Source organism: Methylobacterium sp. 285MFTsu5.1 (assembly GCF_000383455.1).
In the GTDB taxonomy this organism is placed as follows: domain Bacteria; phylum Pseudomonadota; class Alphaproteobacteria; order Rhizobiales; family Beijerinckiaceae; genus Methylobacterium.
The window spans coordinates 25116-45570 of the sequence record NZ_KB911291.1; the positions used below are offsets into that span (position 1 = coordinate 25116).

Here is a 20455-nt window from a genome sequence, read left to right on the forward strand (position 1 = left end):
TACTTCGTCGGCCCCGGGACATCGGGGTGCTTAACGCGAAAAAATCTCGAATTCCAGCCATCTAGCTTGGAACTAATCTGAAATGACCCCGTTTCGGCGGGGCGATGACATCTTATTCCGTGCCTGACGCAACGGCGCCACATGGACCGCGCTTGCGGAGCCCGTGGGCGGACGCGCCCGATCGTTGAGGACAGCACGTGCATTGCGTCGGCAATACGACCGGAATCCCACGATTCGGGTGGCCGCGCCAGAAACGCCGTGCGCTAGCGCACACGGGCGGGCGCGGGATGCGCGCCACGGCGGCCGCGTTGCAATCTGGCATCGCCCTCTTTACTGAGCCTCGTGGCCGCGATGCAAGTCCCGGCCCGCGGCGGGTGTCCCGACCGCGGACCGCATCGGGCGCAATCAGTCGGGTGCCGGGCGCGCGCGGCGCGCTCGGATCGGGCGGTGTGGCGTTCCTCGAACCCGATGCGCACCCGGCCGAATCGCGGAGCGTCGCGCGGCGGAGCCCTGAGCCCGCCCGTGTCGGTGGCCCGGGTTCGGACCGGACAGATGGCAGGAGCCGGTCGCGCACGGGGCGCGTCCGATGCGAACAGGCAGGGTGCTCGTGATCGAAAGTCTCGTCGCGTTCTCGGTGCGGTATCGGTGGATCGTGATCGCCTTCACGGCGTTCCTCACGGTCGCGAGCCTCGGAGTCGCGGCGCACCTGTTCCGAATCAACACCGACGTCGAGCGGCTGATCGACCCGAAGGAGCCGTGGCGGCAGGACGAGATCAATTTCGAGAAGGCGTTCCCGCAGCGCAGCAACACCATCGTCGCGGTCATCAACGGCGAGACGCCGGAGGAGACCGAGGAGGCGGCCGCCAACCTCGCCAAGGCGCTCACGGCGCACAAGAACCTGATCGAGACGGTCTACCGGCCCGACGGCGGCCCGTTCTTCAACAAGAACGGCCTGCTGCTGATGTCGCAGGCGGACCTCGACAAGACCCTGGAGGCGCTGACCCAGCAGCAGGGTCTGCTCGGCCCGCTCGCCGCCGACCCGTCGCTGCGGGGCATCATGCGGGTGCTGACGCTGGGCGCGCGCGGCGTGAAGACCGGCGACGCCAAGATCGAGGACCTCGAGAAGCCCATGGGGCAGATCGACGCCACCCTGCAGAAGGTGCTGGCGGGTCAGCGGGCGCGGATGTCCTGGCAGGAACTCCTGTCGGGGGGTGAGACCAGCGTCACCGACAAGATGAAGTTCGTGGTGATCCAGCCGGTCCTCGACTTCAACGCCCTGGAGCCCGGCTACCAGGCGACCAAGCTGATCCGCAACGTCGCCAAGGATCTCGGGATCGACGCCCAGAACGGCCTGCGGATGCGCCTGACCGGCACGGTGGCGGTGGCGGACGAGGAGTTCGCGACGCTGTCGGAGGATGCCGGCCTCAACAACAGCATCATCGTCGGCGCGATCGTGCTGTTCCTGTGGCTGGCCCTGCGCTCGGGCAAGCTCGTCGGCGCGGTGATCATCACCACCTTCGCGGGCCTCGTGGTCACGGCCGCCCTGGGCCTCATCATGGTCAAGGAGCTGAACCCGATCTCGGTGGCCTTCGCGGCCCTGTTCGTCGGGCTCGGCATCGATTTCGGCATCCAGTTCTCGGTGCGCTACCGGGCCGACCGCTACGAGCAGCCGACGCTGGAGAGCGCGATCCGCGCCGCCGCCCGGGGCGTCGGCTGGTCGCTGACGCTCGCCGCGGTGTCGCTGGTGGCGGGCTTCTTCGCCTTCCTGCCCACGGCCTTCCGCGGCGTGTCGGAGCTGGGCCTGATCGCCGGCGTCGGCATGATCGTGGCCTTCCTGTTCTCGCTGATCCTGCTGCCGGCCCTGATCGCGGTGTTCAAGCCGGTGGGCGAGAAGGCCGCGGTCCAGACCGACTGGCTCGTCGGCGTCGACCCCTGGATCATCCGGCACCGCAAGCCGATCCTGATCGGCGTCGGCCTCGTGACCCTGGCCGGCGCGCCGCTGCTCTGGCACCTGCCGTTCGACTCGAACCCGATGCACCTGCGCAGCGCCAAGACGCAGTCCATCGCGACCTACCTGGACCTGATCAAGAATCCCGAGACCAGCCCGAATTTCATCGACGTGCTGGCGCCCAGCGTCGCGGAGGTCCCGTCGCTGTCGAAGACGCTCCTGGCCCTGCCGGTCACCGCCTCGGTCAACAGCATCGACACCTTCGTGCCGCGGGATCAGGACAAGAAGCTGGCCCAGATCGCCGACACGGCCCAGCTCCTCGACCCGGTGCTCAACCCCGGCCGCCGCCCGCCGCCGCCGACCGACGCCGACAACGTCAAGGCGCTCAAGGACGCCGCCGCGGCGCTCAACGGCCTCTCGGCCGACGCCAAGGGCGACGCGAAGGGCGCCCAGGAGGCCAAGCAGCTCGCCGGCACCCTGGACAAGCTCGCCGCCGGACCGGTGCAGATGCGCGAGGCGGCCTCGGTGGCGCTCACCAAGGATCTGGTGCCGCTGCTCGCCCGCCTGCGCGACCTGCTGCATCCCGAGAAGATCACGCTGGACAACCTGCCGCCGCAGCTGAAGGCCGACTGGGTGGCGGCGGACGGACGGGCGCGCATCGAGGTTCACCCGAAGGGCGACTCGAACGACGACACCGTGCTCCGCCGGTTCTCGGACGAGGTCCTGAAGGTCGCCCCGCACGCGACCGGCGCGCCCGTGGCCACCACGCAGTCGAGCTACACGATCCTGGGCGCCTTCGTGCAGGCGGCGGTGACGGCCTTCGTGCTGATCTTCGTCATCCTCTCGGTCGCCCTGCGCAAGCCGTGGGACGTGGCGATGACCCTCGGCCCGCTGGTGATCGCGACGCTCTGGACGCTGATGGCGATGCGCATCGTCGGCATGCCGCTGAACTTCGCCAACATCATCGCCCTGCCGCTGATGCTCGCGGTCGGCGTGGCGTTCCACATCTACTACGTGATCGCGTGGCGGGCGGGCGTGACCGACATGCTCGCCTCCAGCCTGACCCGGGCGATCTTCTTCTCGGCGCTGACCACGGGCAGCGCCTTCGGGTCGCTGGTCTTGTCGAGCCATCCGGGCACGGCCAGCATGGGCAAGCTGCTGGCGCTGTCGCTGTTCTTCACCCTGGTGGCGGCGTTCTTCGTGGTTCCGGCGACCCTCGGCGAGCCGCCGGAGCAGCCCGACGAGGATCGTCCGGAAGCCGAGAAGGCGGCCGGTGCGGCCCTGCGCAAGTCCGCCCCGCACCAGGATCCGGTGCCCGCCAAGTAGAAGCCGAGCAGCGCCGGCCGGTCGCGGCCGGCGCTTCGGAGAGCCTCAGAGGGCCTTCTCGAAGAAGTGGTCCGGGTAGGGATCGTCGTTGAAGCGGTCGATCTCCACCCAGCCCGACCGCCGGTAGAGCGCCAGGGCCTCGGGCAGGGCGCTGTTGGTGTCGAGCCGCAGCGTCCGGATCCCGAGGTCGCAGGCGGCGGCCTCGGCCTCCCGCATCAGCCGCTTGGCGAGGCCCAGCCCGCGCGCCGCGGGATCGACCCAGAGCCGCTTGATCTCCGCGACCGCGCCGCCGCCTCTCTTGAGCCCGACGCATCCGACCGGCAGCCCGTCGGCGCACGCGAGCAGGAACACGCCGCGCGGCCGCACCATGGCGGCGGCCTCCGGGTCGCACGACAGGGCGACGTCGAACCCGCCGGCAAACCGGGTCGCGAGCTCGGCGTAGTAGGCGGCGAGGCAGGCGCGGGCGCCCGCGTCGGTCGGGTCGGCCTCCCGGATCGCGATGGCGTCGCGGCCGAGGGCCAGGGCGACCCGGTCCATGGCGTGCAGCAGCGCGTCCACCTGCGGTGCGCGCTCCAGCAGGGCGACGGCGCGGGCATCCGACAGCGCCTCGTAGGCCGCGAACTCGCGCCGCCCGGCCTCGGTCAGGGAGGCGAGCCGGCGGCGGGCATCCGCGGGATGCGGCGCGGTTGCCACCAGCCCCTCCTCCTCCAGGCTCCGCAGGAGACGGCTCATCAGGCCGGAATCGAGACCGAGATAGGCGCGGATCTCGCCGATCTCCGCGCGGCCCGCGCCGATGGCGTTCAGGACCCGCGCCGCGCCCAGGGGACGGCCGCGACCGAGGAACGAGGAATCGAGCGCGCCGACCTCGGCGGTGACCGCGCGGGCGAAGCGGCGGACGCGGGCGATCTCGGCAGGCTCCATGTTATCTGACTAAAGTCAGATAACGACCTGGGTCAACCGAGGAAGTCGGAGAACCCGCCGCGGACGGCGCCCGACGCGTCGGCGGCCGACCGGGATGCGGGGGCGGTCAGGGCGTCGCGCTCGTCGGCGTAGCGGTAGCCCGGCGCCTCGCCGGGGAAGCCGCCGGCGGTGGCCGGATGGGTGTAGAGCTCGGTCAGGCCGTCCGGAAGTTCGGCCAGCAGGGCCGCGACACGGGCGGGCGTCATGGCGCCGGACCACGCGAGGCCGAGGGTGCGGTCGGGGATCAGCAGCCCGGCCTGCCGGGCGCGGACGGCGAGCAGCGCCGCCCAGGGCGCGATGTCGAGGGCGGCTCGCGGCCGCGCGCCGAGCTCGGCGCGGCGCAGGATCTCGCGCGGCTCCCGCGGCACCCGCAGGGCGCGCATCCCGAAGTCGCGGCCGACGCGCAGCACTGCCCCGGCGATCAGCGGGTGGACGTGGAAGTGCTTGTGGGCGTTGACGTGGTCCAGCGGCAGGCCGGTGGCCCGGTAGGCCTCGAACTGAGCCCGGATCTCGGCGGCGAGCTGGCGCCGGGCCGCGGGCCTGCGGGCGAAGTCGAGGCCGAGGCGGGCCATGTCGGCCCGCATCAGGCCGGCCTCGTCCGTCAGGTCGGGAAGCTGTTCCGCCGGCAGGGTCGGCCACGCCTCCACGAGGACGAGGTGCAGCCCGACCCGCAGGGACGGCATCCGCCGGGCCCGCGCCGCGGCGTCGGCGGCGGCCGGCGCCGAGACCATCAGGCTCGCCGCCGTGAGGATCCCGTCGCGATGGGCCTGCTCGACGGCCTCGTTGACCTCGGGGCTCAGCCCGAAATCATCCGCGGTGACGACCAGACGCTTCACGGTAACCTCGTAACGGGTGTCGAGAGGGCTCGCCCTCTCGCGGGTCCAGGGCGGAGCCCTGGAAGAGGGGCGGGGCTCTGCCCCGCTCCCCGCCGGGACCGCAGGCCCCGGACCTCTGACTTCAGGCCGCCTTGGCGGTGCCCTGACGCTCCTTGAGGAAGCGGTAGAACTCGACGCCCTCGCGCAGGCGGCGCTTCATCATGTCGGGCGAGCGCACCATCTCGCTGACGATCGAGGCGATCTTCGGCGCCCGGAAGTAGAACTTCTTGTAGAACTCCTCGACCGAGGTGAAGATCTCGGTGTGCGAGAGGTGCGGGTAGTGCAGCGGCGCGACCTGCACGCCGTTCTCGTCGACGAGCTCAGCGTTCTCGATGTCGAGCCAGCCGTTCTCCACCGCCTGCTTGTACAGGAAGGTGCCCGGGTAGGGCGCCGCCAGCGAGACCTGGATCGTGTGCGGGTTGATCCGCTTGGCGAAGTTGATCGTCTCCTGGATCGTCTCCTTCGTCTCGCCCGGCAGGCCGAGGATGAAGGTGCCGTGGATGGCGATGCCCAGGTCGTGGCAATCCTTGGTGAACTTCTCGGCGACCTCGACCCGCATGCCCTTCTTGATGTTGTGCAGGATCTGCTGGTTGCCGGACTCGTAGCCGACCAGCAGCAGGCGCAGGCCGTTCTCTTTGAGCACCTTCAGGGTCTCGCGCGGCACGTTCGCCTTGGCGTTGCACGACCACGTGACGCCGAGCTTGCCGAGTTCGCGGGCGATCTCCTCCGCGCGCGGCAGGTTGTCGGTGAAGGTGTCGTCGTCGAAGAAGAACTCCTTGGTCTGCGGGAACTCCTTCAGGCAGTACTTGATCTCCTCGATCACGTGGGCGACCGAGCGGGTGCGGTAGGTGTGGCCGCCGACCGTCTGCGGCCAGAGGCAGAAGGTGCAGCGGCTCTTGCAGCCCCGGCCCGAGTAGAACGAGATGTAGGGGTGCTTCAGGTACCCGATGAAGTACTTCTCCATTTCCAGGTCGCGCTTGTAGACGCTGGTGACGAAGGGCAGCTGATCCATGTCGGTCATGATCTCGCGGTCCTCGTTGTGGACCACGACACCGTTGGCGTCGCGATAGGACAGCCCCTTGATCTCCGACATCGGGACGCCGTCGGCGACCTCCTTGACGGTGAAGTCGAACTCGTTGCGGGCGCAGAAATCGACCACCGGGGCCTGGGCCATCGCGCCGGCGGCGTCGACCGCGACCTTGGCGCCGATCAGGCCGGCGATGAGCTTCGGGTTGGCGGCCTTGAGCGCCTCGATCGTCTTCACGTCGGACTTGAACGACGGCACCGAGGTGTGGAGCACGACGAGGTCGAAGTCGTTGGCCTGGGCCACGATCTCGGCGAGCTTGATGTTGTGCGGTGGCGCGTCGATCAGCTTCGAGTTCGGCACCAGGGCGGCCGGCTGGGCCAGCCAGGTCGGGTACCAGAACGACTTGATCTCGCGCTTGGCCTGGTAACGGGAGCCGGCACCGCCGTCGAAACCGTCGAAGGTGGGGGCCTGGAGGAAGAGCGTGCGCATGGGGTTCAAGGCCTCAGGGCAATGCCGGGGGAGGGGCGGAGGACGAGGGAGCCGGGTTCAGCGGAGCGGCGCGCCGGCATCGCGGCCGAGTTCGGCGTCCGGGATCAGGGTGCCATCCGCAACCACGTGATAATCGTGACCTTTCCATGTCACCGCCCCCGACACGAAGGCCCAGGAGAAGTTCAGGAAGGAGAGGATGTCGCGGATCGGCAACAGTCCGTAGGGGTGCGGGGCGAGGCCGAAGGCCCGCTCCAGCTGCCGGCAGAGCAGCACGCGGCTCGCCAGCGCCGCGGCGGCGACCCAGAGGGCGCCGGTGCCGGCGCCGGGCAGGAGCGCGCCCAGCAGCGCGAGCGGGAAGGCGTGGGTGACGATCGAGCCGGCGTAGCCCGCCGGGTCGACGGTGCGGATCGTCCGGTTCCAGCGCAGCTCGTGCCGCCACAGGCCGGAGAGATCGGTGTCGACGCTGGTGTGGCCGATCGTGAAGCTCGGGATCACCACCCGGCCGCCGAGGCCGCGCAGGGCGGCGCCGATGGCGTAATCGTCCGCCAGATCGTTGCGGAAGGTGCGGAAGCCGCCGACCGCCTCCAGGCTCGCCCGGGTGAAGGCCACGGTAGAGCCGAAGCAGGGCTTCGCCAGACCGAGGCTCAGGCCCATCACGACGTTGGGCAGGAAGTGGGTGTCGATCGCGAGCGTCGAGAGCTGGTCGTACAGGCCCCGGAAGGCCGGGACCCCGTGGTACAGGCAGGTGACGCCGGTGACGCCGTCCTGGGACAGCTCCGCGACGAGGCGCTCGAGGTAGTCGGGCCCCACCACCATGTCGCTGTCGGCCAGCACCACCACGTCGTGGGCGATGGCCTCGGCCATGTTGATCAGGTTCGAGACCTTGCGGTTCGATCCGTGCTGCCGGCCGTCGATCACGAGGTCGATGCGGGCCTCGGGATAGGCCTGCTGCAGGCGCTCGACCACGCCGATCGCGGGATCGGTGGGCTTCTGGACGCCGAACAGGACCTGGACTGGCCCGGCGTAGTCCTGGCGCAGCACGGTCTCGAGATTCGCGTAGAGATTGGGCTCGAGGCCGCAGAGCGGCTTCAGCACGGTCACGGAGGGCCGCGTCGCGCCGGCGGGCAGCACCGGCGGGCGGCGGCCCGCGTAGCGGCCCGCGCACATGGCGGCGGCCAGCCCGTAGACGCAGCCCGCCGCCGCCAGGATCAGGCAGAGCAGCGAGAGCCACGAGAGGCCGAGCAGCGCCAGGGAGGAGACATCCATCCGGTCGGATCCGTGCGATCGTCCGGCCGCCGAGGCGGCGATGGCCGCGAACGGCCGGTTCAGGTCGGCGCAGGCGCCGGCGCCGCTCAGGGCGTCGGCTTGGCCGCGAGCATGCCGTCGGCCCGCGCCCGGAGGAACTTCACGACGCCGTCGGCGCCCCCGGACTTCAGCGGCGCCGACAGGGCGTTCCGCTGCGCGGCGATCTCGCTGACGTCGCCGTTGAGCAGGACGTCCTGGATGCGGTTGTCGGCGTTGACGACGAAGTCCACGGCGGAATCGTCGCCGTCCGCGGCGGTGACGCGGGTCGGCACCACGCGCTGGGCGCCCCGCTCCTCGACCTTCGGGGTCACGTCGAACTTGCCGCCGGCGGCGCGTGCCAGCCGGTTCGCGTAGGTGACGGTCAGGCTGCGCTTGAAGGCGTCGATGACCGCCGCCTGCTGCTCCGGGGTGAAGCTCGACCATTTCGAGCCCACCGCGATGCGGGTCATGGCGGGAAAGTCGAACGCCTTGTCGAGCGCGGGGCCGACGGCCTCGACCCGGGCCGGCAGCGGGCCGGGCCCGTCCTTCAGCGCGGCCGAGAAGGCGGCGTAGAGGTCGCGCACGGTCTGAACGGCCGGATCGTCCGCGGCCCGTGACGGGGCCGGGACGAGCAGGGTCAGGGCCAAGGGAGCGGCGATGAGGGCGGCCGCGAGCCGGCGGGTCAGGCGCACTTCTTCAACTCCTCGCCGTCGCCGAGCCGCGCCCCCATGCGCGGCGGAGCGTAGCTGTAGAACGGGCCGAGGGTGGCGGGCTGCGCGACCCTCTTGGCCTTGCGCCCGGCCTCCGGCGCAGGCTCGCGCTCCTCTTCCTCCGGCGTCTCGGACCGGAGCCTGGACTCGATCCGGTGCCAGAGCAGGAGGCTCGGGAGCCCGACGCCGAGATCGGCGAAGCGCTTGACCAGCGACAGGGCGAGCGCCGCCTCGGCCGGGATATTGAACAGGCCGCACAGGGCGATCAGTCCGCCCTCCTGCGCGCCCAGGGCGCCGGGCACCGCGAAGGCCGCGCCGCGCACCGCCTGGGCGAGGCTCTCGATCATGAGCGCCTGCGCGAAGTCGATCGGGTAGCCCATGAACCGCAGGCAGACATAGACCTCGAGCGTGCCGATCACCCAGCCGGCGAGGTGGACCACCAGGGCCAACGCGAAGCGACCGTGGTTGCCGTAGAGCCGGCGCAGGCTGTCGTAGAGCTGGTCGATGGCGCCGAAGGCCCGCCACTCGCGCCCGGAGGCGAAGCGGCTGAGCAGCGCCTGGATCAGGCGGTGACCGGCCTTGCGCTGGATCAGGTAGAAGGCGCCGAGCGCCGGGACCGCCAGGGCCAGCCCGCCCTCGACCGTGTGGGCGATCGGTCCGTCGCCGGCGATCAGGACCAGCAGGGCGAGGCCGGCCACCGTGAACAGGAGCTGCGTCAGCGCCTGGGTCATCAGGTCGACGAACATGCTGGCGCCCGCGAGCGCGCCCGGAACGTGGCGCTTCGACAGGAGGCGGGCGCCGACGAAGTCACCGCCGACGGTGGCGACGGGCAGCAGCGTGTTGATGCCCTCGCGGACGAAGCGGAGCGAGATGCAGTCGGCGAGCTTGGTCGCGCCGGCGGGGAACACGACGTACCAGCCGAGCCCCGCCCAGGCGACGGCCACGAAGCGCGCGAGCACCACCAGGGCGGCGCCCCAGCCGGCGCTCACGACGGCGGCCGACACATCCTCCAGGCCGGAGGACATGAACAGGCCGACGACCGTGCACAGACCGGCGATCGAGGCCAAGGTCGTCAGGCGCTTCATTGTCGTCTTTCAAGCTCGCGTAAGGCTTGATGCGGGAAATCGGTCACGGTCGCGGCAGAAATAGGTCCATCGGCCCGGGAACGTTTCTGTCACGTTGCAGCACGGATTAGCGGTGTCTATCACCCGTTTGACACACCGAGGGCCAAAGCGGCGGCGGGGCGGAGAAGCCCGCGCAGAAGGCCGCGGCACGTCGCAGAAGGGGCACACGTCATGGAGCGCGAATCACCGATCACGGCCCTGGAGGCCGTGACCGACGACACGCATGCGGGCGGCTTTCCGGGCGGAACCGGACCGGGCGTGCCGGCTCCCCAGTCGCCGGTGATGGCCTGGAACGAGTGGGATCCGCTGGAGGAGGTCATCGTCGGCTCGCTCGACGGCGCCACGATCCCGACTCACCACCTGACGGTGATCTTCAACCTGCCGCGCGCCGCGCAGCCGTTCTACCGGCTGGCGAGCGGCTGGAAATATCCGAAGTTCATGAAGAAGCTCGCCCAGGCCGAGCTCGACAACTTCATCACCATCCTGGCCGGCGAGGGCGTGAAGGTCCGCCGTCCCGACGCGGTGGACTTCTCGAAGAAGTTCAAGGCGCCGCGCTGGTCCTCCCGCGGCTTCTGCGTCGCCTGCCCGCGCGATCCGTACCTCGTCATCGGCGACGAGATCATCGAGAGCCCGATGTGCTGGCGCTCGCGCTACTTCGAGGGCGACGCTTACCGGTCGCTGTTCAAGGAGTACTTCCGCGCCGGCGCCCGCTGGACCTCCGCGCCGCGCCCGCAGCTGACCGACGACCTCTACAACTACGATTACCGGGTGCCGAACCTGAAGGCCGGCGAGCCCATGCAGTTCACGGTCAACGAGTTCGAGCCGGTCTTCGACGCCGCCGACTTCGTCCGCTGCGGCCGCGACCTGTTCGTGACCCGTTCGAACGTGACCAACCTGATGGGCATCGAGTGGCTGCGCCGCCACCTCGGCCCGGGCTTCCGCATCCACGAGATCGAGAGCCGCTGCCCGCAGCCGATGCACATCGACTCGTCGTTCATGCCGCTCGCCCCCGGCAAGGTTCTGGTGAACCCGGACTACGTCGACGTCGAGAAGCTCCCGGCCGTGCTCAAGAAGTGGGACGTGCTGGTCGCCCCGCGCCCCGACCCGGTCGAGGGCTTCATGAGCAAGATCTCGATGTGCTCGCCCTGGACCTCGATCAACGTCCTGGCGATCACCGAGAAGAAGATCGTCGTCGACCAGAGCCAGCCGACGCTGATCAAGGCCCTGAAGGACTGGGGCTTCGACCCGATCCCGGCGCCGTTCCTCAGCTACGGCCCGTTCGGCGGCTCGTTCCACTGCGCGACCCTCGACGTCCGCCGCCGGGGCGTGCTGAAGTCCTACTTCTAGGATCAAGGCGCCGGGCACGCCGTCGTCCCGGGGCGCTGCGAGCGCCCCGGGACGACGGAGGACGGCGCGCGGCGCCTAGCGCGCCGCGATCCCGGCGATCAGCGCCGCATTGAACCCCTCCGGGTCCGACATCTGCGGCGCGTGACCGAGATCCGGGAACTCCACGAGCCGCGCGCCCGGGATGGCCCTGGCGGCCGCCTTGCCGAGCTCGGGATAGTTGCCGAGGCTCGCCCGCACCTCCGGCGGCGCGAGGTCCTTGCCGATCGCCGTGTTGTCCTTCTGACCGATCAGGAGCAGCGTCGGCACCGCGATCTGCGGGAACCGGTAGACCACCGGCTGGGTGAGGATCATGTCGTAGAGCAGGGCCGAGTCCCAGGCGACCGCCTCCTTGCCGGGGCCGTTGTTGAGGCCCGCGAGCATCGTGACCCAGGGCTCGTAGCGGGGCTCCCAGGCGCCGGCATAGTAGGTCGCCGTCTCGTAGGCCCGGATCGAGGCCGCCGTCACCTTCAGCTCGCGCTGGTACCACTGCTCCACCGAGGTCGGCGGCACGCCCTTGGCGGCCCAGTCCTCCAGGCCGATCGGGTTGACCAGCACGAGTTGCTCCACCGCCTTGGGGTAGAGCAGGGCGTAGTGAGCCGCCAGCATGCCGCCCGTCGAGTGGCCGACCAGGATCGGCCGCTCGATCCCGAGCTTTTCCAGGAGCGCGCGGGTGTTCTCGGCGAGCTGCCGGAAGGTGAACTGGTAGGCCGCCGGCTTGCTCGACTTGCAGAAGCCGATCTGGTCCGGCGCGATGACCCGGTACCCCGCGGCGCTGAGTGCCCGGATCTGGCTCTCCCAGGTGGCGGCGCAGAAATTCTTGCCGTGCAGGAGCACGGCGGTCCGGCCGTTCGGCGTCGCCGGGCGGACGTCGAGATAGGCCATCTGCAGCGGCTGGCGCTGCGACGTGAACGGGAACCGCTCCACCGGGAACGGGTAGGCGAAGCCCTCGAGTTCGGGCCCGTAGGTCGGCTGCTGGGGCGGCTCTGCGGAAGCGTGCCCGGCCGGCACCAGGGCCAGCAGGACGGAAGCGAGGAGGGTTCGGAGCATGGCCGCGTCGGAGCCTGATCTGCGAGCGGCGTGCGGCGCCGCGCCGCCCGCTCAGATCGGTCATCCGGGTGTCCCTGTCCACGTCCCGCGGAGCGGCGCGGCTTCGCGCCCGCCGCAGGGCGCGCTATCTCCCGGGCGCGCTATATGCCGGGCGCGACCGTCTCCCGCCGCGGATGTCCCGATGCTGCGCCTCACCACCCTGACCGCCCTCGCCGGCGCGCTCCTCCTCGGGCCGGCCCCGGCCCGGGCGGCGGATGCCTGCGACGTCCTCGCCGCGCGGGTGATCCGCACCACCGGCGCCTCCCTGGCCGGCCGGGCCGGCCCCGTCGCGGTGTTCCGGGCGCAGGATGCCGAGCGGCTGAGCCTCGATTGTCGCGCCCCCGCTCGGATCACCGTGGCCTCCCGCGAGCGCGAGCCGGCGCCGGCCTACTTCGTCCTGATCGGCCGCGCCGCGCAGGCGCTCGCCGGGGCGGACGCCGCCGCGGTCGAGGTGCTGGCGCTCAACCTCCACCAGGCCAGCCTGCTGGCCGATGCCCCGCGCCGGGGTGGCGCCGGCCGGATCCTGATGCTGTGCGAGACCGGCCCGCGCGCGGACGCCCTCCGAGACGACCGCACGGTCTGTCGGGTCGCGCCCCGGCCCGGGCTTTCGCGGATCCGCCGCGCGGGCTAGACCGGCCGGCATGTCGAAGATCGAGACACCCGGCCCCGTCGTCCAAGTCGGCGACGCGCGCTTCGCCAACCATCTGCCGCTGACGCTGATCGCCGGCCCGTGCCAGCTCGAGGGGCGCCAGCACGCCCTGGAGATCGCCGCCGCCCTCAAGGAGATGGCCGCGGGTCTGGGCGTCGGCCTCGTGTTCAAGACCTCCTTCGACAAGGCCAACCGCACCTCGGGCAGCGCCGCCCGGGGCATCGGCCTCGACGGGGCGCTCCCGGTCTTCGCCGAGATCCGCGAGACCCTCGGGCTGCCGGTGCTGACCGACGTGCACGCCGCCGAGCAGTGCGCCCCCGCCGCCGAGGCGGTGGACGTGCTCCAGATCCCCGCCTTCCTGTGCCGCCAGACCGACCTGCTGCTGGCCGCCGCCGCGACCGGCCGGGCGGTCAACATCAAGAAGGGCCAGTTCCTGGCGCCCTGGGACATGAAGCACGTCGCCGCCAAGGTGACGGAGGCGGGCAACCCCAACGTCATCGTCACCGAGCGCGGCGCCTCGTTCGGCTACAACACGCTGGTGTCGGACATGCGCAGCCTGCCGATCATGGCGCAGGTCACGCAGGGCGCGCCGGTGGTGTTCGACGCCACCCACTCGGTGCAGCAGCCCGGCGGGCAGGGGGCGAGTTCCGGCGGACAGCGGGAATTCGTCGCCGTCCTCGCCCGCGCCGCCGTGGCGGTGGGCGTGGCGGGGGTGTTCATCGAGACCCATCCCGACCCCGACCGGGCGCCCTCCGACGGCCCCAACATGGTGGCGCTGAAGGACATGCCGGCCCTGCTCGAGGAACTCCTCGCCTTCGACCGCCTCGCCAAGCGCCGGGCCGCCTGACCGGCTCAGGCGGCCGCCGGCTCCAGGACGTGGATCCGCAGGGGCTGGACGAGGCCGAACTGCCCGTCGGCCTCGCGCGCGGCGGCCTTCAGGAAGGCCTCCTCGACCACGGAGCGCCGGTCCCGGATGGTCGCCTCGCGGGCCGGGTCCACGGCGCTGACGCGGGCGAGGAAGGCGTCGAGCGAGTCGAAGCGCTCGCGCCGCGCGATCGTCGCGTCGCGGCGGCACGTGTAGGCGCCGCGGGCGAGGGCGGCCGCGATGGCGTTCTGGGCGGCGGCGCGGATCGCGGTCTCGTCCTCGATCGGCCGCAGCGCGTCGAAGAAGCTGCCCTCCGCCAGGGGCTCCACCACGACGAGCAGCCCGCCCGGGGCCAGGACGCGGGCCGCCTCGGCGAGGGCCGCCGCCGGGTCCGGGACGTGGTGGAGGGAATTCAGCATCACGGCGCCGTCGAAGCTGGCGTCCGGGAAGGGCAGGGCCTCGCCGGTCGCGGCCTCGAAGCGCGCCTCCGGCACGGCGGCCCGCGCCCGGGCGAGCGCCGCGGCGCCGGGATCGATCCCGGTGACCCGCGCGCCCGCGTCGACCAGCCGCCGCGCGAGCGTCCCGGCGCCGCACCCGATATCGACGACCCGCTTGCCGGCCAGCGGCGCGAGGCTCTCGCGGATCAGGGTCAGGGCATCCATCGTCGGTCCTCCCGGCCGATCCGTAGCACGCCCGACCCGCGGCGGGGCGGATTTCCATCTCCGGGACCGGTCGTCCGCCGCGCCGGCCCGCCGCGGCGTTTCAGGTGCTCCCGAAGACTCGCCGCAAGAGTTCGAGCGGTTCCGGAAGAGAGACACCCAAGCTTGACCGCACTCATCGAAGCGGCGGCGACGCTGAACAACGGTTCATAATCCCGACTGGGTGCGGATCCGCACGCAAGTCCGGCGTGAAATCTGGAACTGTCCGGATGCGGCCACGTTATTGGGCATGTTCGATCAGGGATCGAGAAGGAACACTATGCGCAAGATCGGTATCATCGCCACTGCCGCCGCCATGGCTCTCGGCAGTGTTGCCGTCACCACGAGCGCCGAGGCGCGGCCTTACGGCTACCACGGTGGCTACGGCGGCTACGGCCACGGCTACTACCGCGGCCGTCGCGGCATCGGCACCGGCGCCGCCATCGGCCTCGGCATCGCCGGCCTCGCGGCCGGTGCGATCGCCGCGGGTGCGGCCCGCGACAGCTACTACGGCGGCGGCTACGGTTACGCCCCGTCCTACGGCTACGGCTACGCCCCGGTCTACGGCGGCTACGGCTACGCCGCTCCGGGCTACGGCTACTACGGCTACGGCTACTGAGATCGGAGATCCTGCAGGATCGGGGGCGACCGGCGCGAGCCGGTCGCCCTTTTCGTTGGTTCGGTCAGCGTCCGCGATAGGGCGGCACGCCCGGGTCCGGCAGCCACGCGTTCTTCGGCAGTTCGCCCGTCTGCCAGAAGACGTCGATCGGGATTCCGCCGCGGGGATACCAGAACCCGCCGATTCGCAGGTAGCGCGGTTCCAGCAGGTCGCGGAGCCGCTTGCCGATCGCCACCGTGCAATCCTCGTGGAATGCTCCGTGGTTGCGGAACGACCCCAGGTAGAGCTTCAGCGACTTCGACTCCACCAGCCAGTCACCGGGCACGTAGTCGATCACTAGGATCGCGAAATCCGGCTGCCCGGTGACCGGGCAGATCGAGGTGAATTCCGGCGCGGTGAACCGGGCGACGTAGTCGGTGTCCGCGTGCGGGTTCGGGACCCGGTCGAGCCGCGCCTCCTCGGGCGAGGTGGGAAGGGGCGTCGGCTGGCCGAGCTGGAGATCGTCGGGAGAGGTCATGGCCGGCCATATAGAGCCTGCCGGCGCCGCGCGCATCCGCCTGATCCGCGAGGCTTTCCCGGGCGGACCCGGCTGTGCGCCGTCACCGTCCCGGCGCTTGCCGCCGGCCGCGGCTTGACGGATAAGCCGCCGCGATGCGCCGCACCCCTGATTTGGGCGCGGTCGCCGACCCGCGGCCCCCGCGAGAGGACGTTCCATGACCGCGATCACCAATATCAGCGCCCGCGAGATCCTCGACAGCCGCGGCAACCCCACGGTCGAGGTCGACGTCATCCTGGAGGACGGCTCCTTCGGCCGCGCCGCGGTGCCGTCGGGAGCCTCCACCGGCGCCCACGAAGCGGTGGAGCTGCGCGACGGCGACAAGAACCGCTTCCTCGGCAAGGGCGTGCTGAAGGCGGTCGAGGCGGCCCAGACCGAGATCCTCGACGCGATCGGCGGCATGGAGGCCGAGGACCAGGTCGCGGTCGACGAGGCGATGATCGAGCTCGACGGCACGCCCAACAAGGCCCGCCTCGGCGCGAACGCGATCCTCGGCGTGTCGCTGGCGGTGGCCAAGGCCGCGGCCGAGGCCTCGGGCCTGCCGCTCTACCGCTACGTCGGCGGCGTGCAGGGCCGCGTCCTGCCGGTGCCGATGATGAACATCATCAACGGCGGCGCGCACGCCGACAACCCGATCGACTTCCAGGAATTCATGATCATGCCGGTGGGCGCCGATTCGCTCGCCGAGGCCGTGCGCATGGGCTCCGAGGTGTTCCACACCCTCAAGGGCAAGCTGAAGAAGGCCGGTCACAACACCAATGTCGGCGACGAGGGCGGTTTCGCCCCGAACCTGCCGTCCGCCGAGGCCGCCCTCGATTTCGTGATGGACGCGATCAGCGCCGCCGGCTTCAAGCCGGGCCAGGACATGGCGCTCGCCCTCGACTGCGCCGCCACCGAGTTCTTCAAGGACGGCGCCTACGCGTACGAGGGCGAGGGCAAGACCCGCACCATCGAGGCGCAGGTCGACTACCTCGCGCAGCTCGTCGCCACCTACCCGATCGTCTCGATCGAGGACGGCATGTCGGAGGATGACTGGGCCGGCTGGAAGCTCCTGACCGACAAGATCGGCGACCGCTGCCAGCTCGTGGGCGACGACCTGTTCGTCACCAACGTCGAGCGCCTGTCCCGCGGCATCGCCGAGGGCACGGCCAACTCGATCCTGATCAAGGTGAACCAGATCGGTTCGCTCACCGAGACCCTGGCGGCGGTCGATATGGCCCAGCGCGCCGGCTACACCGCGGTGATGTCGCACCGCTCGGGCGAGACCGAGGACTCGACCATCGCGGACCTCGCGGTCGCCACCAATTGCGGGCAGATCAAGACCGGCTCGCTCGCCCGCTCGGACAGACTGGCCAAGTACAACCAGCTGATCCGCATCGAGGAGGGCCTGGGCCCGCAGGCACTCTACGCCGGCCCGTCGGCGCTCAAGCAGCTCGCCCGCCGCTGATCGGTAAGATCCTGCTGGCCGGCCTGCTCGGTATCGGGGCGGTCGGCCCCGCCCGCGCGGACCCGCTCTGTGACGGTGCCCGCCCGACGCTCAGCGCGCAGCTGCTGTTCGGCCTGTCGCGGCCGGACGGCGGCCGCGTCTCGGGGGCGGCCTTCGACCGGTTCCTGGCCGAGTGGATCACCCCGCGGTTCCCGGACGGGCTGACCGTGTTCGCCGGCCGGGGCCAGTGGCGCGGGCCGGACGGACGCATCGTCCGCGAGGCCGCCCGCATCGTCCTGATCGTCACCGAACCGACGCCCGAGGCGGTCGCGACCCTGCGTGAGATCCGGGAGGCCTACCGGCGCCGCTTCGTGCAGGGCGCGGTCGGGCTGGTGCTCCAGCGGAGCTGCGCGCTGTTCTGACAACGTCGGCGCGGCGCCTCCCACTTTGTTCCGGTGCGCCGCAGGCGAGCCCGGAACACGGCGCTCGCCTCAGGTCATCGCCGCACCGGACGGCTCCCCCGGCACGGTCCAGACCCGCATCGGCCGCGACAGGCCCCGCAACTCGATCGTCCCGACCGGGTCCAGCCGCCGGGCGCACCGCTCGGCGAAGGAGTCCGACACGAGGAGGTCGTGGCCGAGGGCGGCGCACTGGCTCTCGATCCGGCTCGCCTCGTTGACCGCCCGTCCGATGATCGTGAAGTCGAGGCGCCGCTCGGTCCCGACATTGCCGTACATCACCGTCCCGAAATGCACGACGCCCTCGGCCGGCAGCTCCGGCAGCCCCGCGGCGCGGCGGCGGGCATTGAGCGCCGCGTTGGCGGCGAGCCCCTCGATCGCGGCGTCGAGGGCGGCCCCGCAGACCGGGCAGGGGAGGGTGTCGGCGTCCGGGACCGGGAAGATCGCCAGGAAGCCGTCGCCGAGGAACTTCAGGATCTCGCCGCCGTGCCGCGCCACCGGGTCGCCGAGGGCGTCGAAATGCTCGTTGAGCCACGTGACCATGTCGGCCGGATCCACCCGGTCGGCCAGGGCCGTGAAGCCGCGCAGGTCGGTCAGCAGGATCGCCGCCGGCACGGCCCGCCCCTCGCCCCTCCGGATCTGCCCGTCGAGGATGCGCTCGGCGGTCGACCGGCCGAGATAGGTGGCCGAGACTTCCCGGAACGTGTGGGCGAGGCCCATCTTGGCCATCGCCAGCGTCAGGAACGGCAGGACACCGGCGATCGCGGCGAGGTCCGCCTCGGTGAAGCCGGCGGCGGCGCGGGTGCAGAACGAGACCGCGATGCCCCGCAGCGCGGTGCCGGGAGCGAACTCGGCGATGTGCAGCACGTAGTCGACGCCGCCCTGCGCCCCGAGGGCCTTCAGGACCGGAAAGTCGACGGCCAGCCCGGGCGCGTCGAGGCGCCAGCGGCCGAAGGTCTCGCCCGTCTCCACGAGGGCGTAGACGGGGCTCAGGAGCCAGTCGCTCTCCTCGTCGGCGCCGTGGGCGTTGGCGACGTACGACATGCCCTCGCCCGCGTGCCAGTTCAGGCTGACGCCGCGCAGCGTCGGGTCCAGGGCCGGCGCCATGACGCTGACCCGCCAGACCGGCAGGCCGGCCTCGACCAGCGACTCGCAGAAGCCCGAGAGCAGGGTGTCGTGGTCGTCGGTCGCCGTGGCGTGCGCGGCGATCCAGCGTCCCAGATGCGTCAGGTCCATGCCTCAGGCTCGCCCCTGTTCGTCCCGGCCGCGGTCCGGCCCTGTCGCGGTCCTGCCCCGACCGCGGCGCGGTCGAAAAGAACCGTTAACCTTTCCGCGCGAGGGTCGCGCCATGGTCGTGCGCCGCCGAGTCAGAATGGTCGTGTTGCCGCTGGGTCTCTGGACCCTGTCGGCGCTCGTGGTCGGCTATTTCGTGTGGCAGGCCGAGAGTGGCAACCGTGGCCTCGAGGCCAAGAAGGCCCTGAAGATCCGCGCCTACGGCCTCAGCCAGGAACTCGCCGCCGTGAAGGCCGAGCGCGCCGTCTGGGAGCACCGGGTGAACCTGCTCAAGAGCGACCAGATCGACCGCGACCTCTTGGAGGAGCGCGCCCGGATCGTCCTGGGCCGGGTCCACGCCAACGACGTGGTCATCATCACGCCCTGACAGGTCCGCGGAGGTCCCGCGATCGTCCCGCGGAAGTCCAGGGGATCGTTTTCCCTAGTCCCGAAAGTCCTCTGACAAGAGCGGCTTCCTGTCAGAGCGGCAGCCCTCGCTTTCCAATCGTCGCTGTCCTACACCCCCACGAAGTCGCGTGGAATCACGGGGAGAGCGCCGATGGACGCCGCCAAGGAGCCTGCCAAAGAGCCCGCCAAGGACGCGTCGTCCGCGCCGGTGCAGGCCGCGAGCCCTCAGGCCGCCGAGGCGCATCGCCCCGCGCCGAACATGCCCCAGTTCACGCGGGACGAGGATCTCCACGCCTATCACGAGATGCTGCTGATCCGGCGCTTCGAGGAGAAGGCCGGCCAGCTCTACGGCATGGGCCTGATCGGCGGCTTCTGCCACCTCTACATCGGCCAGGAGGCCGTGGTGATCGGCATGCAGATGGCCTCGGTCGAGGGCGACCAGGTCATCACCGGCTACCGCGACCACGGCCACATGCTCGCCTGCGGCATGGACCCGAAGGGCGTCATGGCCGAGCTGACCGGCCGCCGCGGCGGCTACAGCCGCGGCAAGGGCGGCTCGATGCACATGTTCAGCCGCGAGAAGCAGTTCTTCGGCGGCCACGGCATCGTCGGCGCGCAGGTCTCGCTCGGCACCGGCCTCGCCTTCGCCGACCATTACCGGGAGAACGGCAAGGTCAGCCTGACCTACATGGGCGACGGCGCCGCCAACCAGGGCCAGGTCTACGAGAGCTTCAACATGGCGGCCCTCTGGAAGCTGCCGGTCGTCTACGTGATCGAGAACAACCGGTACGCCATGGGCACCTCGGTGGCCCGGGCCTCGGCGCAGACGGACTTCTCGAAGCGCGGCCTCTCCTTCGGCATCCCCGGCGAGCAGGTCGACGGCATGGACGTCCGCACGGTGCGCGAGGCCGCGACCCGGGCGATCGAGCACGCCCGCACCGGCCAGGGCCCCTACATCCTGGAGATGCAGACCTACCGCTATCGCGGCCACTCCATGTCCGATCCGGCCAAGTACCGGACCAAGGACGAGGTCTCGAAGATGCGCGACGAGCACGACCCGATCGAGATGGTGCGCAAGCGCCTGCTCGAGCTGCACGCCGTGCCCGAGGCCGAGCTGAAGGCCACCGACGCCAAGGTCCGCGAGGTCGTCAACGCCTCGGCCGAGTTCGCCACCAACGACCCCGAGCCGGATCCGTCCGAGCTCTGGACCGACATCCTGCTCGAAGCGCACGCCTGAGCGCGCACGACAAAGCTGGCCGCCCCCTAACGAAAAGACGACCGCAGAGCTG

The 20455-nt window shown here is 71.0% G+C and carries 19 protein-coding genes; 9 read left to right on the top strand and 10 right to left on the bottom strand.

Translation table 11 applies throughout. The features are described from left to right. The first annotated feature begins 607 nt into the window (after positions 1 to 607). Complete coding sequence (locus H288_RS0124915) at positions 608 to 3274, top strand: MMPL family transporter (RefSeq protein ID WP_026605271.1); 2667 nt, start codon at positions 608 to 610, stop codon at positions 3272 to 3274. Between the two features lie 45 nt (positions 3275 to 3319). Here H288_RS0124915 and H288_RS0124920 read toward each other — a convergent pair whose 3' ends face one another. The 6 genes from H288_RS0124920 to H288_RS0124945 form a co-directional block, all read right to left on the bottom strand. Further along, the gene (locus H288_RS0124920; RefSeq protein WP_020095302.1) at positions 3320 to 4195 is read right to left on the bottom strand and encodes a bifunctional helix-turn-helix transcriptional regulator/GNAT family N-acetyltransferase; all 876 of its coding nucleotides are present in this window, start codon (positions 4193 to 4195) and stop codon (positions 3320 to 3322) included. Positions 4196 to 4227: 32 nt separating this feature from the next. Next, the gene (gene hpnK / locus H288_RS0124925; protein WP_020095303.1) at positions 4228 to 5070 is read right to left on the bottom strand and encodes a hopanoid biosynthesis-associated protein HpnK; all 843 of its coding nucleotides are present in this window, start codon (positions 5068 to 5070) and stop codon (positions 4228 to 4230) included. 121 nt (positions 5071 to 5191) lie between these two features. Next, positions 5192 to 6625, bottom strand: a complete 1434-nt coding sequence (hpnJ, locus tag H288_RS0124930; protein WP_020095304.1) for a hopanoid biosynthesis associated radical SAM protein HpnJ — start codon at positions 6623 to 6625, stop codon at positions 5192 to 5194. Positions 6626 to 6682: 57 nt separating this feature from the next. After that, a complete protein-coding gene (gene hpnI, locus H288_RS0124935) occupies positions 6683 to 7891 on the bottom strand; it encodes a bacteriohopanetetrol glucosamine biosynthesis glycosyltransferase HpnI (protein ID WP_020095305.1) in 1209 nt (402 codons plus the stop codon). Positions 7892 to 7977: 86 nt separating this feature from the next. Continuing rightward, the gene (locus H288_RS0124940) at positions 7978 to 8601 is read right to left on the bottom strand and encodes an ABC transporter substrate-binding protein (protein WP_020095306.1); all 624 of its coding nucleotides are present in this window, start codon (positions 8599 to 8601) and stop codon (positions 7978 to 7980) included. Next, complete coding sequence (locus tag H288_RS0124945) at positions 8592 to 9704, bottom strand: flippase-like domain-containing protein (RefSeq protein WP_020095307.1); 1113 nt, start codon at positions 9702 to 9704, stop codon at positions 8592 to 8594. Before H288_RS0124945 ends, H288_RS0124940 begins: the two co-directional genes overlap by 10 nt. A 210-nt stretch (positions 9705 to 9914) precedes the next feature. Between H288_RS0124945 and H288_RS0124950 the strand changes: the two genes are divergently transcribed. After that, positions 9915 to 11090 (top strand): amidinotransferase, encoded by a 1176-nt coding sequence (locus H288_RS0124950; RefSeq protein ID WP_020095308.1) that lies wholly within the window; start codon positions 9915 to 9917, stop codon positions 11088 to 11090. A gap of 75 nt (positions 11091 to 11165) precedes the next feature. Here H288_RS0124950 and H288_RS0124955 read toward each other — a convergent pair whose 3' ends face one another. Next, the gene (locus H288_RS0124955) at positions 11166 to 12176 is read right to left on the bottom strand and encodes an alpha/beta hydrolase (RefSeq protein WP_020095309.1); all 1011 of its coding nucleotides are present in this window, start codon (positions 12174 to 12176) and stop codon (positions 11166 to 11168) included. A 181-nt stretch (positions 12177 to 12357) separates the two neighbouring features. On the opposite strand from H288_RS0124955, the gene H288_RS0124960 reads away from it, so the two are divergent. Together H288_RS0124960 and kdsA are read left to right on the top strand one after the other, a co-directional pair. Continuing rightward, on the top strand, positions 12358 to 12846 hold the full coding sequence (locus tag H288_RS0124960; RefSeq protein ID WP_020095310.1) for a hypothetical protein: 489 nt from the start codon (positions 12358 to 12360) through the stop codon (positions 12844 to 12846). 10 nt (positions 12847 to 12856) lie between these two features. Further along, complete coding sequence (gene kdsA / locus H288_RS0124965; protein ID WP_020095311.1) at positions 12857 to 13711, top strand: 3-deoxy-8-phosphooctulonate synthase; 855 nt, start codon at positions 12857 to 12859, stop codon at positions 13709 to 13711. Positions 13712 to 13716: 5 nt separating this feature from the next. Here kdsA and H288_RS0124970 read toward each other — a convergent pair whose 3' ends face one another. Then, complete coding sequence (locus tag H288_RS0124970; RefSeq protein WP_020095312.1) at positions 13717 to 14391, bottom strand: methyltransferase domain-containing protein; 675 nt, start codon at positions 14389 to 14391, stop codon at positions 13717 to 13719. A gap of 316 nt (positions 14392 to 14707) precedes the next feature. Between H288_RS0124970 and H288_RS0124975 the strand changes: the two genes are divergently transcribed. Continuing rightward, positions 14708 to 15046 carry a hypothetical protein gene (locus H288_RS0124975; protein ID WP_012317985.1) on the top strand — a complete coding sequence of 113 codons (339 nt, stop codon included), beginning with the start codon at positions 14708 to 14710 and terminating at the stop codon, positions 15044 to 15046. A gap of 64 nt (positions 15047 to 15110) precedes the next feature. Here H288_RS0124975 and queF read toward each other — a convergent pair whose 3' ends face one another. Continuing rightward, complete coding sequence (gene queF, locus H288_RS0124980) at positions 15111 to 15563, bottom strand: preQ(1) synthase (RefSeq protein ID WP_020095313.1); 453 nt, start codon at positions 15561 to 15563, stop codon at positions 15111 to 15113. Positions 15564 to 15759: 196 nt separating this feature from the next. Between queF and eno the strand changes: the two genes are divergently transcribed. Together eno and H288_RS34220 are read left to right on the top strand one after the other, a co-directional pair. Beyond that, the gene (gene eno, locus H288_RS0124985; RefSeq protein ID WP_012317987.1) at positions 15760 to 17049 is read left to right on the top strand and encodes a phosphopyruvate hydratase; all 1290 of its coding nucleotides are present in this window, start codon (positions 15760 to 15762) and stop codon (positions 17047 to 17049) included. Positions 17050 to 17153: 104 nt separating this feature from the next. After that, the gene (locus tag H288_RS34220; protein ID WP_280806666.1) at positions 17154 to 17450 is read left to right on the top strand and encodes a DUF3574 domain-containing protein; all 297 of its coding nucleotides are present in this window, start codon (positions 17154 to 17156) and stop codon (positions 17448 to 17450) included. Positions 17451 to 17519: 69 nt separating this feature from the next. Here the strand turns inward: H288_RS34220 and H288_RS0124995 are convergent, their stop codons facing one another. Then, a complete protein-coding gene (locus tag H288_RS0124995; protein ID WP_020095315.1) occupies positions 17520 to 18722 on the bottom strand; it encodes an adenylate/guanylate cyclase domain-containing protein in 1203 nt (400 codons plus the stop codon). A 112-nt stretch (positions 18723 to 18834) separates the two neighbouring features. On the opposite strand from H288_RS0124995, the gene H288_RS0125000 reads away from it, so the two are divergent. After that, the gene (locus H288_RS0125000) at positions 18835 to 19146 is read left to right on the top strand and encodes a septum formation initiator family protein (protein WP_012317989.1); all 312 of its coding nucleotides are present in this window, start codon (positions 18835 to 18837) and stop codon (positions 19144 to 19146) included. 171 nt (positions 19147 to 19317) lie between these two features. After that, a complete protein-coding gene (pdhA, locus tag H288_RS0125005) occupies positions 19318 to 20403 on the top strand; it encodes a pyruvate dehydrogenase (acetyl-transferring) E1 component subunit alpha (protein WP_020095317.1) in 1086 nt (361 codons plus the stop codon). Positions 20404 to 20455: the final 52 nt, after the last annotated feature.